We start from the raw sequence: 14,097 nt of genomic DNA on the forward strand, positions 1-14,097 counted from the left end.
GTCAGAGGGTGTCGGAGTAGTCCTCTACCTTCGAGGGACCGTCGATCCGGGAAGTGGGCTCGAGCGGTGACGCCTCGTCGTCGTCGAGTGCGCCCCACTCCTCCGACGCCTTCCGCGCGCGACGTCTGTCGTTGAGCCGGGCGATCTGGATCGCGAACTCGAGCAGGATCGTGAGCGCCACCGCGAGAGCCAGCATGGAGAACGGGTCCTGGCCGGGAGTGAAGACGGCGGCGAAGAGGAACATCGCCATGATCAGGCCCCGCCGCCACGACCGAAGCTTTTCGTAACTGAGGATCCCGACCGAGTTCAGGGCGACGATCAGCAACGGAATCTCGAAACTGACCCCGAAAATGATCAGCAGGTTGATGACGAATCCGAAGTACTCCGCACCACTGAGCGCCGTGACCTGTACGTCACCACCGATGGTGAGGAGGAAGTGCAGAGCCTTGGAGACGACCACGTATGCGAGGACGGCACCCGCGACGAACAGTGCCGCGGCGGACACCACGAACGCGATCGCGTAGCGGCGCTCGTTGGTGTGCAGGCCCGGCGTGATGAACGCCCACAGCTGGTACAGCCAGATCGGGCAGGCGAGCACGATGCCCGCGGTGAACGCCACCTTGAACCGCAGCATGAACTGCTCGAACGGCCCGGTCGCCAGCAGGCGGCAGGCGCCGTCGGAGGTCAGGTCGGCGCGGGAATCGCTGGGCAGCGAACAGTAGGGACCGCGCAGGATCTCACCGAGGCTGTCGATGCCGAAGATCTGGTGCGAGTACCAGAAGAAACCGAATGCCGTCGTGACGAGAATCGCCAGGATCGACCACAGCAGTCGGGTTCGGAGCTCGTACAGGTGGTCGACCAACGACATGGTGCCGTCGGGATTGACCCGTCGCCGGCTGCGCCGCGGGTCGAAGGGGATGCGCACTGGATCTGGCCCCGGTTCTGCTCAGGCAGTGCACCGGCGCGGGAGAACCCGCCCCGGTGCACGAGGTGATCGGACTAGGAGGCCTTGGTCTCGCTGTCGGCCTGGACGGTCGGCTGCTGGACCACAGGCTGCGGGGCCACAGGCTGCGGGGCCGGCGTCGCCGGAAGCTGTGCCGCGGGGGCCTGGACCGGCTCGGACGCGCCGTCGTTCTGCATCTCCTTGACCTCGCTCTTGAAGATGCGAAGTGAGCGACCGAGTCCGCGTGCCGCGTCGGGCAGCTTCTTCGAGCCGAACAGGATAACGACGACCAGCGCCACAATGGCCCAGTGCCAGGGGCTCATTGCACCCATTACTACCTCCAGAAATCGGTTGACTCGATGCTACCGGACACGACCAGGTCCGGCGCCGGGGAATGCTGTGGATCAGCCGACGATCGGCTGCCCGTACGCTTCGAGCGCCGCTGACGCGCGTGAGCGGACGGACTCCGACAATTCGGGCGGACCCAGGACTCGTACCCCGGCCCCGAATCCTGCCATGAGTCGGGCCATCCAGTCCGGCGAAGCGAACCGCATCGACGCCTCGATCGATCCGTCCTCCCGAACGCGCACGTCGGTCATCGGGTGGTAGTCGAGCACCCAGGCGTGATCGGCGGCGATCAGCAGCCGCGCCTGGGGCAGCGTCGCGTCGTCCTGGAACAGCTCCAGCGACGACGAATCGGCGAGGGCGGCGGCCGGCGGCCGGGCGGGCTCGTCGAGCTCGGTGGCCTCGTCGATCCGGTCGTACCGGAACAGCCGAACACCCTCGGCCTGCCGGCACCACGCCTGCAGGTAGCTGTTGTTGTCGACCAGGACCACCCCGATCGGATCGACGATGCGCCGCGTGACCTGGTCTCGGGAAGCCGAGAAGTAGGTGATCTCCAGTGCGCGACCGTTCCGCACCGCGGATCGCACCGCCGCGACGACCGGACTCTCCTGATCCGACTCGGGAGCGGATCGCGTCACCACGTCGCCCGTCGCGACCCCGGCAGCCGCCTCGATCTTCGCGATCACACCCTGCACCGATGTCGGATCGGCGGTACCGGGCATCTCTCCGAGGGCGCGCAACGCGACCAGCAGCGCCGTCGCCTCCGGCGGCGTCAAGCGCAGCGGACGGTCGATCCCCGCGGAGAAGGTGACCTCGACCGTCTCCTCCTCGAACGAGAGGTCGATGAGGTCGCCCGGACCGTAGCCCGGCAGTCCGCACACCCACAGCTGTTCGAGGTCGGTCTTCAGCTGCGCGACGGTGACACCGAGTTCGGCAGCGGCCTCCTGCTTCGTGATACCGGGATGCGCCATGAAGTACGGAACCATGTTCAGCAGCCGGGTCAGGCGCAGAGTCATCCGCTGGCTCACCGGCCCGCCCCCGCAGCCACGGTCAGGCGGGCGACGACATCCGCGCGGAGCTCGTCCGGCTCCAGCGCGACGGCGTCGGCGCCGTATCCGGCGATCAACCGGGCCAGCCACTCCCTCGACTGCATCGGTACCTCCAGCACCTCGCCCACCTCTCCACCGACCGTCGCCGATCGCACCCGCGTACCGAGTCGCCGCAGGCCCTGCGCGCGTCCCTCCCGAATCCACACCGACGCGGTCCCCGACACCCCGGCAGGCCCGACCGCACGCCCGACGATCTCTCGCAGATCCACGTCCGCCGGCTTCCGCACCGCCCCCTTCGGGTCGAGCGCCTCCACCGGATCCGCGATCCGGGACAGCCGGAAGGTACGCGGAGCGTTCCGGTCGACGTCGTGCCCGACGACGTACCAGCGTCCGTCGTGGGTGACGACACCCCACGGCTCGAGCGTCCGGCTGGCAAAGGGAGCGGTCGGAGTGGGCCGGTGCCGGAACCGGATGACCCGGCCGTCCTCGATCGCGGACAGCACCGCCTCCAGCGCGGGCTCCGATCCGCGACTGCGCGCCGGAAGCGCGGTGAACAGGTTGGCCGACTCCTGGTCGACGGCGACACCCGCCGCTCGGAGCTTGAGGACCGCGCGCTCGGCCGAGGATGACATCTCCGGCGACTCCAGCAATCGCAGCGCAATCGCCACCGCCGCCGACTCCTCGCTCGTCAGATCGATCGCAGGCAGCGCGTACGCCTCCAGGTTGATCCGGTAGCCCTCCGCGGCGCCGAAACCCGGCGCCGGCCCCGTCTCGAGGGGGACGCCGAGCTCCCGGAGTTCGAACTTGTCCCGCTCGAACATGCGGCTGAACGCCTCGGGGCTGGCCGAATCCTTGTATCCCGCGACGCTGTCGCGGATCTTCTCCGCCGTCACGAATTGCCGTGTCGCGAGCAGGCAGATGACGAGATTCATCAACCGCTCGACTTTGCTGGTCGCCACGGATCAGCAGCCTAACGGCACACGGCTCACATCGACGCGATGAGCCTCTCCACCCGTTCGTCGACCGATCGGAACGGGTCCTTGCACAGCACGGTTCGCTGCGCCTGGTCGTTGAGCTTGAGGTGCACCCAGTCGACGGTGAAGTCGCGGCCCGCGTCCTGCGCGGCGGCGATGAAGTCGCCCCGGAGCTTCGCCCTGGTCGTCTGCGGAGGCACGTTCACCGCGGCGTCGATCTGCTCGTCCTCGGTGACGCGCTTGGCGAGCCCCTTGCGCTGCAGGAGATCGAACACACCCCGGCCACGCTTGATGTCGTGGTACGCGAGATCGAGTTGCGCGATCTTCGGGTCGGACAGCTCCAGGTTGTGCTTGTCCTGGTACCGCTGGAACAGCTTCCGCTTGATCACCCAGTCGACCTCGGTGTCGACCTTCGCGAAGTCCTGCGACTCCACCGCGTCGAGCACCCGGCCCCACAGTTCCACCACCTGCGCGACCTGCGGATCCGGCTCACGATTGTGCAGGTGCTCGACCGCCCGCGCGTGGTACTCGCGCTGGATGTCGAGCGCGCTGGCCTGCCTGCCGCCGGCCAGTCGCACCGGTCGGCGTCCGGTCAGGTCGTGACTCACTTCGCGTATCGCCCGAATCGGGTTGTCGAGCGCGAAGTCGCGGAAGGACACCCCGGCCTCGATCATCTCGAGGACGAGCGACGCGGTCCCGACCTTCAGCATCGTGGTGGTCTCGGACATGTTCGAATCGCCGACGATGACGTGCAGACGGCGGTACTTCTCCGCATCCGCGTGCGGTTCGTCACGCGTGTTGATGATCGGCCGGGAACGTGTTGTCGCGGACGACACACCCTCCCAGATGTGCTCGGCACGCTGCGAGAGGCAGAACGTCGCGGACTTCGGTGTCTGCAGGACCTTGCCCGCGCCGCAGATCAACTGGCGCGTGACCAGGAACGGCAGCAGCACGTCCGAGATCCGGGAGAACTCGCCGGCGCGGACGACGAGGAAGTTCTCGTGGCAACCGTACGAGTTGCCCGCCGAGTCGGTGTTGTTCTTGAACAGGTAGATGTCCCCGCCGATACCTTCCTCGGCGAGCCGCTGCTCGGCGTCGACGAGAAGGTCCTCCAGCACGCGCTCACCGGCGCGATCGTGGGTGACGAGCTGGACCAGGCCGTCGCACTCCGCAGTCGCGTACTCCGGGTGGGAACCGACGTCCAGGTACAGGCGCGCCCCGTTCCGCAGGAACACGTTGGAGCTGCGTCCCCACGACACGACACGCCGGAACAGGTACCGCGCCACCTCGTCGGGGCTCAGGCGCCTGTGACCGTGGAAGGTGCAGGTGACACCGAACTCGGTCTCAATTCCCATGATTCGTCGCTCCACACTTCGACAGTACAACGCAGAAGCCCTAGACCACCGGGTTCGCGTGCGCCACACCGCGCCTACTGTGGGAACGTGGCCGAAGTGAGACGTTTCGCGAAAGATACCGACCGGAAGGTGATGCGCCTGAGCACCGACCTTCCGCCGACACCACTCGACGGCGGATTGCGGCTGCTGAGCACCGCGGCCAACCACAGCGTGCTCTGGATGGGCACCGCAGCGGGTATGGCACTCGTCGGTGGGCGGGCCCGCCGCGCCGCCGTCCGCGGACTGCTCGCGGTCGCCGGCGCCAGCGCACTGTCCAACGCCGTCCTCAAGCCGATCTTCCCCCGGCGCAGGCCGCCCGCGGGATCTGTCGAGTTCGCCCATCGCCGCGGGCTCCCCGCGCCCCAGTCGTCGTCCTTCCCGTCCGGGCACTCCGCATCCGCGGCGGCGTTCGCGACCGGTGTCGCACTCGAGTACCCCGCGGCCGGGCTGGTGGTCGCGCCCGTCGCGTGCGCAGTCGCGTACTCGCGGGTCCACACCGGCGTCCACTGGCCGTCCGACGTCGTCGTGGGGGTCGGCGTCGGCGCCGCGATCGCCCTCGCCACCCGCAGGTGGTGGGCCGTCAGGTCCGAGGAGCCCGCCACCCTGGGCCCGGACCACCCGGCCCTCGCCCTGCCCGACGGGGACGGCATGGTCGTGTTCGCCAATCCCGGTTCCGGAAACGACGGCGACGACCCGGTGTCAGAGATCCAGGGCCACCTGCCGGGAGCGCGGATCGTCGAGTTCGACGCCGACCGCGACTTCGCCGAGCAGATCGACGCCGCCGTCACGGATCTCTCCCCGAAGGCGCTCGGCGTCTGCGGCGGCGACGGCACGGTCGTCACGGTCGCCGCCGCTGCGGTCCGGCACGACCTGCCTCTCGCGGTGTTCCCCGGTGGCACGCTGAACCACTTCGCGCGTGACGCCGGGGCCGGTGACATCGCGTCGACCGCCCAGGCGTTGGCAGGCGGTGACGCCGAACTCGTCGACCTCGGCGGGGTCGGCGTCGACGGGAACGAACCGTTGACATTCGTCAACACGGCCAGCCTCGGCGGCTATCCGGACGCGGTCCGGCTCCGGGAACGGTGGCAACCCCGCCTCGGCAAGTGGCCGGCCGCAGCGCTCGCGATGGTCCGTGTCCTCGCGTCCGCCCAACCGCTCCGTGTCGAGATCGACGGTCGCGCGCATGCCGTGTGGATGCTGTTCGTCGGAAACGGCCGGTACTCGCCTTCCGACCAGGTGCCGATGTCGCGGCCCGAGCTGCACCGCGGAATTCTCGACGTCCGCTATCTGCTCGCGGACCATCGCTGGTCGCGGCTGCGGCTCGTCGCTGCCGCCCTCACGGGAACCCTCGGAACCTCACGCACATACGTCCAGCGCCGCGTCCCGGCGGTGTCGGTGCAGGTCCACGGTCCGGAAGTCGCGCTGGCGACCGACGGCGAAGTTGTCGCCGACGGTCGCCAGTTCGATTTCCGCAGCGAACCGCGGAGTGTGGTGCTCTACCGCCAGGTGTGACCCGGCGGGTCGGTCAGGCCGAGGGCTCCGTGCCCTCGGCCGGCTCGCCCGCGCCGGGGAGCAGCGCCTCGAGCGCGGCGCCGGTGACGCGGCGGAACGCCCGCCGAGGACGCGACTGGTCGAGCACCGCGACCTCGAGGCTCGCGACACCTATCACCCGGCGTTCCGGCTCACCGTTGCCGGCCGGTGTCCCGTCCTGCAAGGCGTTCACCGCGACCGACACGGCCGCGGCGAGGTCCAGGCCCGGTTCGTACGACGTTCGCAACGCCGTGACGATGGGCTCCGTCGCGCCACCCATCACCACGAACTGCTGTTCGTCGACGATGGACCCGTCGTAGGTGATGCGGTACAACTGCGCGTGATGCGCCTGGTCGGACCGCCCGACCTCCGCCACGCACAGCTCCACCTCGTACGGCTTCGGCTGCTCGGTGAAGATCGTGCCGAGCGTCTGCGCGTACGCGTTGGCAAGCGAACGCCCGGTCACGTCACGGCGGTCGTACGAGTACCCCCGCATGTCCGCGTGCATGATCCCGGCACGCCGAAGGTTCTCGAACTCGTTGTACTTTCCGACCGCCGCGAAACCGAGACGGTCGTAGAGCTCGCTCACCTTGTGCAGCGAGGACGACGGATTCTCCGCAACGAACAGGACACCGTCGGCGTAGGTGAGCACGATGACGCTCCGGCCGCGCGCAATACCCTTGCGCGCCAGCTCCGAGCGATCCCGCATGATCTGCTCGGCGGAGGCGTAATACGGCATCGTCACGGCGTGTCACCTGCTTCCTGGGTGCGGTCGGCGATCACGGCACGCGCGATCTCGGCGAGACGCGACGCGGCGACGACCTCCGCACCGGCGTCGGTGATCACCACCGCCGTCGGATAGATCCCGCGGGTCAGATCCGGTCCGCCGGTCGCGGAGTCGTCGTCCGCGGCGTCGTACAGCGCCTCGACCGCGGCGCGCAGCGCACCACCCTCGTCCGCCGCCGGATCGTAGATCTTCTTCAGGGACGACTTCGCGAACAGCGAACCCGACCCCACGGCGTGGTAGCCGGCGCGTTCCTCGTACCGGCCGCCGACCACGTCGTACGAGACGATCCGCCCGGCGCGGGTCGTGTCGCTCGCGTCGAGGTCGTAACCGACGAGCAGCGGCACCACCGCAAGCCCCTGCATCGCCGCGCCGAGGTTGCCGCGCACCATGGACGAGAGCCGATTGGCCTTGCCGTCGAAGGTGAGCGGGACGCCCTCGATCTTCTCGTAGTGCTCGAGTTCGACCGCGAACAGCCGCACCAATTCGATGGCGACGCCCGCGGTACCCGCGATGCCCGCAGCCGAGTAGTCGTCGGTGACGTAGACCTTCTCGACGTCCCGGCTGGCGATCAGGTTACCCATCGTCGCCCGGCGGTCACCCGCGAGAACGACCCCACCCGCAAAGGTCAGGGCGACGATCGTCGTGCCGTGTGGGGCGACGTCCGAGCGTGCGGCCATCGGTTCACCCCTCTCTCCGGATGCTCCGCGGTCGAAGCGGTTCTCCGGCAACAGTTCCGGCGCATGCAGACGTAGATGCTCGGCGAACGAGGAAAGCTGGGAATCGAAACCCATACGAGAATCGAAACGCAGCATCCCGCCCCCCACCACCGAACGCGCCGCCGGGGAATCGGCCGTCACTGGCCGCCCTTTTGCACGTACGCGCGCACGAAGTCCTCGGCGTTCTCCTCGAGAACGTCGTCGATCTCGTCGAGCAGGTCGTCCGTCTCCTCCGCGAGCTTCTCGCGACGCTCCTGGCCCGCACCACCGTCGCCGGGGACGGCATCGTCGTCGTCGCCACCGCCACTGCGTGTCGTCTGCTCCTGCGCCATAGCCGCCGACCTCCTCGTTCTCTCGTTGCACCGCTCCACAGAACGCGTGCTCGGACCTTCACACTACCGATCGGTGGCGACACCGGGAGGTTTCCCTGTCGTGTCGCGACGATCGGTTCCCGTCTCGAATCAGGTGGTCAGCTGGTCGACCAGATCCGCCGCGGATGCTGCGGAATCGAGCAGCGCACCGACGTGCGCCTTGCTGCCGCGCAGCGGTTCGAGCGTCGGAATCCGCACGAGCGAGTCCCGCCCCAGGTCGAAGATCACCGAGTCCCAGCTCGCCGCCGCGATGTCGGCACCGAACCGGCGCAGACACTCGCCGCGGAAGTACGCCCTGGTGTCGGTCGGCGGGTTGTGAATCGCCTCGAGCACCTGCTGTTCGGTCACGAGACGTTCGATGGACCCGCGGGCGACGAGCCGGTTGTAGAGGCCCTTGTCCAGCCGGACATCCGAGTACTGGAGGTCGAGCATGTGCAGCTTGGGTGCCGACCACGCCAGGCCCTCACGCTTCCGGAAGCCTTCGAGGATCCGAAGTTTCGCGGGCCAGTCCAGCAGGTGCGCGCACTCCAGCGGATCGCGCTCGAGCAGGTCGAGCACGATCGCCCACTTGGACAGGATGTCGGCGGCGCGAACGTCGTCGGAGCCTTCCCGCTCCACGAACCGTGCCGCCCGCTCGTGGTAGATCCGTTGCAGTGCAAGACCCGTCATCTCTCGTCCGTCGGCGAGCGCGACCGTCTGCCGCAACGTGGGGTCGTGGCTGATCTGGTGGACAGCGGTGACCGGACGCGCGAGCTGCAGGTCCGTCAGGTCGACGCCCGCTTCCACCAGGTCGAGGACGAGGGCCGTCGTCCCCACCTTCAGGTAGGTGGACCACTCGGCGAGGTTCGCGTCGCCGATGATGACGTGCAGCCGTCGGTACTTCTCGGCGTCGGCGTGCGGCTCGTCGCGAGTGTTGATGATCCCGCGCTTGAGCGTGGTCTCGAGTCCTACCTCGACCTCGATGTAGTCCGCGCGCTGCGACAGCTGGAAGCCCGGCTCGTCGCCGGACTGGCCGATACCGACGCGACCGGACCCGCAGATCACCTGACGGGAGGCGAAGAACGGCGTCAGGCCGGTGATGATCGACGTGAACGGGGTCTCACGTGAACACAGGTAGTTCTCGTGAGTGCCGTAGGAGGCGCCCTTGCCGTCGACGTTGTTCTTGTACAGCTGCAGACGCGGTGCACCCGGCACGCTCGACGCGTGCCGTGCCGCCGCCTCCATCACCCGCTCCCCCGCCTTGTCCCAGATCACGGCGTCGAGCGGGTCGGTGACCTCCGGAGCCGAGTACTCGGGATGGGCATGGTCCACGTACAGCCGGGCGCCGTTGGTCAGGATCATGTTCGCGGCCCCGACCTCGTCGGCGTCGATCACCGGGGCCGGACCGTTGAACCGCCCGAGGTCGAATCCGCGGGCGTCGCGCAGTGGCGACTCCACCTCGTAGTCCCACCGCGTCCGCTTCGCCCTGGGAACGCCGGCGGCCGCCGCGTAGGCCAGCACCGCCTGCGTGGAGGTCAGAATGGGGTTCGCCGTCGGTTCCGACGGGGACGAAATCCCGTACTCGACCTCGATACCGATGATCCGCTGCATGCCGTCGAGCCTAGAACCTCTGCCCGACTTGTACCCGTATGACCTGGCCAGGCCAAGCCGATCCCGCCCGTCAGGGCGGGATCGTGAAGGCGACAGGTGTAGCTACGGCGGGCCTGTTTTGCCGATAAGTTGCGTTATGACATTATTGCAGGGCAAGAGAACGTGCAGGTCATGCCTGGATCGCGAGGTCCAGGTACGAGGTCGCGCCGATCCGCTTGAGCACGAACCGAACCGGCCCCGGGGCCCACCGAGCGGCAGGGTCCTCCCCCACGACGGGTTCCGTCAGCGTCAGCAACCGTCCCCTGGTCAGGACGTCGACGGTTCCGGCGGACAGGACGTTGCGCACCCAGTCGCTCCCCTCCCCGTAGGTCAACGCGATCCGCACTCCGCCGGCGTGGCGGAAGACGTTGACGGGAGTCCTGTACAGCCGTCCCGTTCGCCGGCCGCGGTGCAGCACGATCCCGCACCCCGGCGTCCACCCGTGAACGAGAAGTGCGAGGCGGTTCGTCGCCACCCGGTTGAATCGAGCGAGCCGTCGCGGAAGGGGCACGGCCCGAGCCTAGCGCCGCGTGCCACGATGGACCGATGGCTGAACATCCCGGCAGTCCGGTCGACGAGATCGTCGCCGTCTACGACTCCGCCGGTCACGACCTCGGATCCGCTCCCCGCTCACGGGTCTACGCCGAGGGGCTGTGGCATGCGAGTGCGGGCGTCCTGCTGCGCTCGACTGACGGCACTCGCATCTACGTGCATCGCCGCGACCCCGGCAAGGCCGTCTTCGCGAGCATGCACGACTGCCTTGCCGGTGGAGTCGTCGATCCCGGCGAGACCCCGGAGGTCACGGCTGCACGGGAACTCGCGGAGGAACTCGGCGTCAGCGGCGTCGCGCTGTCCCCGCTCGCACGGCTGGCATGGGACGGCGAATGGAACGGACGCCCGTTGCGCTGCCACCTGTTCGCCTTCGAGGCGCGTTGGGACGGTCCGATCGTTCATCAGTCGGGGGAAGTCGTCGCCGGATGGTGGTGGACCGCCGAGGAATTGCGACGCCACCTCGCCGACCCGTCCTGGCCGTTCGTTCCCGACACCCGCGCGCTCCTAGCCGACCTGATCCTGAAATAACATTGTCATCCCGTGCCAATATCAATGCTATGACCACAGCGGACAACGCCACCACCACACGAGACGCGGTCCTCGCTGCGGCGTTGGAGATCGTCACCGCCGAAGGCCCCGGCGCGCTCACAGTCCGCCGGCTGGCGATTGCCGCCGAGACGTCGACGATGGCTGTCTACACACACTTCGGCAGCATCGGCGGCGTCGCGGACGCGGTCGTCGCGGACGGCTTCGACAGGCTGCGCCGGACGACCGCCGGCGCGCCGCGGACGGGCGACGCCCTGTCCGACCTGTTCGCGATCGCACTCACCTACCTCGCGTTCGCGTGCGAGCATCCCGAGCTGTACTCGCTGATGTTCCAGCATTCCGGAACCCGGTCGAACCGCGGACGCCGCGGCGGCATCACCACGACACCCGGAGCCACTTCGCAGGGCGGCCCCGCGGCATTCACCACATTCCTCACCGCGTTCACGCGACCCGACTCCGAGACGGTCGGCACGACCGACGTGCACGACGAGCAGCGACTCGGCTACGCAGCAGAACTCTGGAGTGCCCTGCACGGCAACGCGATGCTCCGCATCGCAGGCCACCTCGATCCGGCCGGCGACTCGGTGGCGCACTCGCTGCTGGTGACCATCGCTGTCGGCAACGGCGTCGACCGCACCGCCGCCGACGCCGCAGTCGACCGCGCACGCACTGCACTGAGTCGGAACTGAAACGACCGGTGGCGGGGTGCGGCGGACATCGCGGCACCCCGCCACCGGTCGGCAGTGGGAGTGTGGGGCGCTACAGGTACTGCCCCGTGTTGGACTCGGTGTCGATCGCGCGGCTGGCGCTGGCGTTCTTGCCGGTGACCAGCGTGCGGATGTAGACGATCCGCTCACCCTTCTTGCCCGAGATCCGGGCCCAGTCGTCGGGATTCGTGGTGTTGGGCAGGTCCTCGTTCTCGGAGAACTCGTCCACGATCGAATCGAACAGGTGCTGGACTCGCAGACCGGGTGCACCGGTCTCGAGAACCGCCTTGATCGCGTACTTCTTCGACCGGTCCACGATGTTCTGGATCATCGCACCGGAGTTGAAGTCCTTGAAGTACAGGACCTCCTTGTCACCGTTGGCGTACGTGACCTCGAGGAACCGATTCTCGTCGCTCTCGGCGTACATCCTGTCGACGACGCGCTCGATCATCGCCTTCACACAGGAGGCACGGTCTCCACCGAACTCCGCGAGGTCGTCGGCGTGCACCGGGAGCGTCTCGGTGAGGTACTTCGAGAAGATGTCCTGAGCGGACTCCGCATCCGGTCGTTCGATCTTGATCTTCACGTCGAGCCGGCCCGGCCGGAGGATCGCGGGGTCGATCATGTCCTCACGGTTCGAGGCACCGATGACGATGACGTTCTCGAGTCCCTCGACGCCGTCGATCTCGCTGAGCAGCTGCGGGACGACGGTCGTCTCGACGTCGGACGAGACGCCGGAGCCGCGGGTGCGGAAGATCGAGTCCATCTCGTCGAAGAACACGATCACCGGTGTGCCCTCGGACGCCTTCTCGCGCGCCCGCTGGAAGATCATCCGGATGTGCCGCTCGGTCTCACCGACGAACTTGTTGAGCAACTCGGGACCCTTGATGTTCAGGAAGTAGGACTTCGCCTCCTTCGCATCCTGTCCACGGGCCTCCGCGATCTTCTTCGCGAGCGAGTTCGCCACCGCCTTGGCGATGAGCGTCTTGCCGCACCCGGGAGGGCCGTACAACAGGACGCCCTTCGGCGGACGCAGCGCGTACTCGTGGAACAGGTCCTTGTGCAGGAAGGGCAGCTCCACCGCATCGCGGATCTGCTCGATCTGCCTGCCGAGGCCGCCGATGTCGCCGTAGTCGACGTCGGGCACCTCCTCGAGCACCAGATCCTCGACCTCGGCCTTCGGGATCCGCTCGAACGCGTAGCCGGCCTTGGTGTCGACGAGCAGCGAGTCACCGGGACGGAGCTTGCGGTTCGGGGAGTCGATGTCCTCGTCCTCCTCGTGCACCGTGGTGTCCGAGGCGGCCAGCGCGAGCGGATGCGCGAGCCAGACGACCCGCTCCTCGTCCGCATGACCGACGACGAGCGCCCGCTCGCCGTCGTCGAGGACCTCGCGCAGCGCGCAGATCTCGCCGATCCGCTCGAACGATCCCGCCTCGACGACGGTCAGTGCCTCGTTGAGCCGGACCGTCTGTCCCGGCTTGAGCTCCTCGGCGTCGACATTCGGAGAGCACGTCAACCGCATCTTGCGGCCGGAGGTGAACACGTCCACCGTCTGGTCCTCGTGCGCGGCGACCAGGACGCCGTAGCCACTGGGCGGCTGGCCGAGGCGGTCGACCTCCTCGCGGAGGGCCACCAGCTGCTGGCGTGCTTCCTTCAACGTGTCCATCAGCTTGGAATTACGGATCGACAGGGAGTCCACCCGCGACTCGAGCTCACGCACCTGCTCCGGGGACTGGGCAAGTTGTCGCCGAAGTGCAGCGGCCTCGAGCTTGAGGGCTTCGAGCTCCGCCCTGGCAGCCACCGAGTCCGGATTCTCTGTTGCGCTCATGTGCGACTCCTCCCAGTTCGTTCCGTCAACGCTACCGCCGTGCGAGGGAAACTGCGTTGCGACACTTGAGAGATCGCACACTGCGGAACTTTTCTCGGAAGCCGAACCCATTTCTTCTCATGTTAGCCTCACCTTCATCAACGCCGGTTCATCGAGGAAAGGCCCCACCGTGATCATTCGAACGCCCCTCATCGCCGCCGGAGCCGTGGTACTCGCCGCCGGCCTCGTCGGATGCAGCTCGGATGACTCGGACGACACGGCCACCGCGACGACCACCGCCGCCGCCAGTGCCGATGCGACTGCAACCAGCGCTGCAACCTCGGCGAACGCGCCGTCGGCCGAGGCCCTGAACGCCACGCTGACCACCTTCTTCGACCCCACCGTTCCCGCCGCCGAGAAGGTCGTCCTGATCGACGACGGTCAGAACCAGGCGGCGGTGATCGAGCAGTTCAACGGCGTGCTGCAGGGCTACCCGCTCACCGCGGAGGTCACGGCCGTCACGCCCGTCGACGACGACACGGTGAAGACGACCACCACGATCGCAGGACCGCACGGCGGCGCCCCGACCGAGGTCGTCTTCGACGAGGAGAACGGCGCCTGGGTCATCTCCTCCGAGTCGGTCTGCTCGATCCTCGGCATGGGCCGCCTGACCTGCGCCCAGTAGGCGCTGCGCCGCTCGTGCGCGGTTTCCGGGTCCGACGACCCTCGAACCGCGCACGAGCGGCG

General features: G+C 68.1%; 15 protein-coding genes. 4 read left to right on the top strand and 11 right to left on the bottom strand.

What is annotated here, in order from left to right; all coding sequences use genetic code 11:
• Position 1: 1 nt before the first annotated feature.
• From tatC to pafA, 5 genes are all read right to left on the bottom strand, one after another.
• The gene (gene tatC, locus ACFSJG_RS16030; protein WP_378486225.1) at positions 2 to 925 is read right to left on the bottom strand and encodes a twin-arginine translocase subunit TatC; all 924 of its coding nucleotides are present in this window, start codon (positions 923 to 925) and stop codon (positions 2 to 4) included.
• A gap of 74 nt (positions 926 to 999) precedes the next feature.
• Positions 1,000 to 1,275 carry a Sec-independent protein translocase subunit TatA gene (tatA, locus tag ACFSJG_RS16035; protein WP_378486226.1) on the bottom strand — a complete coding sequence of 92 codons (276 nt, stop codon included), beginning with the start codon at positions 1,273 to 1,275 and terminating at the stop codon, positions 1,000 to 1,002.
• 72 nt (positions 1,276 to 1,347) lie between these two features.
• Positions 1,348 to 2,316 (bottom strand): helix-turn-helix transcriptional regulator, encoded by a 969-nt coding sequence (locus tag ACFSJG_RS16040; protein ID WP_378486227.1) that lies wholly within the window; start codon positions 2,314 to 2,316, stop codon positions 1,348 to 1,350.
• The gene (locus ACFSJG_RS16045) at positions 2,313 to 3,296 is read right to left on the bottom strand and encodes a helix-turn-helix transcriptional regulator (RefSeq protein ID WP_378486228.1); all 984 of its coding nucleotides are present in this window, start codon (positions 3,294 to 3,296) and stop codon (positions 2,313 to 2,315) included. The genes ACFSJG_RS16040 and ACFSJG_RS16045 overlap by 4 nt, the downstream gene beginning before the upstream one ends.
• 26 nt (positions 3,297 to 3,322) lie before the next feature.
• Positions 3,323 to 4,681 carry a Pup--protein ligase gene (pafA, locus tag ACFSJG_RS16050; protein WP_378486229.1) on the bottom strand — a complete coding sequence of 453 codons (1,359 nt, stop codon included), beginning with the start codon at positions 4,679 to 4,681 and terminating at the stop codon, positions 3,323 to 3,325.
• Positions 4,682 to 4,798: 117 nt separating this feature from the next.
• Here pafA and ACFSJG_RS16055 point away from each other — a divergent pair, with 117 nt between their 5' ends.
• A complete protein-coding gene (locus ACFSJG_RS16055; RefSeq protein ID WP_378486448.1) occupies positions 4,799 to 6,217 on the top strand; it encodes a bifunctional phosphatase PAP2/diacylglycerol kinase family protein in 1,419 nt (472 codons plus the stop codon).
• A 13-nt stretch (positions 6,218 to 6,230) separates the two neighbouring features.
• On the opposite strand, the gene prcA is transcribed toward ACFSJG_RS16055, so the two are convergent.
• The 5 genes from prcA to ACFSJG_RS16080 form a co-directional block, all read right to left on the bottom strand.
• Positions 6,231 to 6,980, bottom strand: coding sequence for a proteasome subunit alpha (gene prcA, locus ACFSJG_RS16060; RefSeq protein WP_378486230.1), 750 nt, complete (start codon positions 6,978 to 6,980; stop codon positions 6,231 to 6,233).
• Positions 6,977 to 7,834: a proteasome subunit beta gene (gene prcB / locus ACFSJG_RS16065; protein WP_378486449.1), complete on the bottom strand. Its 858-nt coding sequence runs from the start codon at positions 7,832 to 7,834 to the stop codon at positions 6,977 to 6,979. The genes prcA and prcB overlap by 4 nt, the downstream gene beginning before the upstream one ends.
• Positions 7,835 to 7,875: 41 nt before the next feature.
• Positions 7,876 to 8,070 (bottom strand): ubiquitin-like protein Pup, encoded by a 195-nt coding sequence (locus tag ACFSJG_RS16070; RefSeq protein WP_050064313.1) that lies wholly within the window; start codon positions 8,068 to 8,070, stop codon positions 7,876 to 7,878.
• Between the two features lie 129 nt (positions 8,071 to 8,199).
• Complete coding sequence (dop, locus tag ACFSJG_RS16075) at positions 8,200 to 9,699, bottom strand: depupylase/deamidase Dop (protein ID WP_378486231.1); 1,500 nt, start codon at positions 9,697 to 9,699, stop codon at positions 8,200 to 8,202.
• A gap of 169 nt (positions 9,700 to 9,868) precedes the next feature.
• The gene (locus ACFSJG_RS16080; protein ID WP_378486232.1) at positions 9,869 to 10,249 is read right to left on the bottom strand and encodes a nitroreductase family deazaflavin-dependent oxidoreductase; all 381 of its coding nucleotides are present in this window, start codon (positions 10,247 to 10,249) and stop codon (positions 9,869 to 9,871) included.
• A 35-nt stretch (positions 10,250 to 10,284) separates the two neighbouring features.
• Between ACFSJG_RS16080 and ACFSJG_RS16085 the strand changes: the two genes are divergently transcribed.
• Positions 10,285 to 10,818 carry an NUDIX hydrolase gene (locus tag ACFSJG_RS16085; RefSeq protein ID WP_378486233.1) on the top strand — a complete coding sequence of 178 codons (534 nt, stop codon included), beginning with the start codon at positions 10,285 to 10,287 and terminating at the stop codon, positions 10,816 to 10,818.
• Positions 10,819 to 10,847: 29 nt separating this feature from the next.
• On the top strand, positions 10,848 to 11,525 hold the full coding sequence (locus ACFSJG_RS16090; RefSeq protein WP_378486234.1) for a TetR/AcrR family transcriptional regulator: 678 nt from the start codon (positions 10,848 to 10,850) through the stop codon (positions 11,523 to 11,525).
• 70 nt (positions 11,526 to 11,595) lie between these two features.
• On the opposite strand, the gene arc is transcribed toward ACFSJG_RS16090, so the two are convergent.
• Positions 11,596 to 13,371 (bottom strand): proteasome ATPase, encoded by a 1,776-nt coding sequence (gene arc / locus ACFSJG_RS16095; RefSeq protein WP_378486235.1) that lies wholly within the window; start codon positions 13,369 to 13,371, stop codon positions 11,596 to 11,598.
• Between the two features lie 169 nt (positions 13,372 to 13,540).
• On the opposite strand from arc, the gene ACFSJG_RS16100 reads away from it, so the two are divergent.
• Complete coding sequence (locus ACFSJG_RS16100; RefSeq protein ID WP_378486236.1) at positions 13,541 to 14,035, top strand: WKL family lipoprotein; 495 nt, start codon at positions 13,541 to 13,543, stop codon at positions 14,033 to 14,035.
• Positions 14,036 to 14,097 lie beyond the last annotated feature (62 nt).

The sequence above is a fragment of the Rhodococcus gannanensis genome (assembly GCF_042681175.1).
Taxonomy (GTDB): Bacteria; Actinomycetota; Actinomycetes; order Mycobacteriales; family Mycobacteriaceae; genus Rhodococcus_G; species Rhodococcus_G gannanensis.

Excerpts from the sequence above, each read along its gene's own strand:
- tatA (WP_378486226.1), bottom strand. The coding sequence starts at position 1,275 with ATGGGTGCAATGAGCCCCTGGCACTGGGCCATTGTGGCGCTGGTCGTC.
- ACFSJG_RS16090 (WP_378486234.1), top strand. The coding sequence starts at position 10,848 with ATGACCACAGCGGACAACGCCACCACCACACGAGACGCGGTCCTCGCT.
- ACFSJG_RS16085 (WP_378486233.1), top strand. The coding sequence starts at position 10,285 with ATGGCTGAACATCCCGGCAGTCCGGTCGACGAGATCGTCGCCGTCTAC.
- ACFSJG_RS16055 (WP_378486448.1), top strand. The coding sequence starts at position 4,799 with ATGCGCCTGAGCACCGACCTTCCGCCGACACCACTCGACGGCGGATTG.
- prcB (WP_378486449.1), bottom strand. The coding sequence starts at position 7,834 with ATGCTGCGTTTCGATTCTCGTATGGGTTTCGATTCCCAGCTTTCCTCG.
- ACFSJG_RS16070 (WP_050064313.1), bottom strand. The coding sequence starts at position 8,070 with ATGGCGCAGGAGCAGACGACACGCAGTGGCGGTGGCGACGACGACGAT.
- dop (WP_378486231.1), bottom strand. The coding sequence starts at position 9,699 with ATGCAGCGGATCATCGGTATCGAGGTCGAGTACGGGATTTCGTCCCCG.
- arc (WP_378486235.1), bottom strand. The coding sequence starts at position 13,371 with ATGAGCGCAACAGAGAATCCGGACTCGGTGGCTGCCAGGGCGGAGCTC.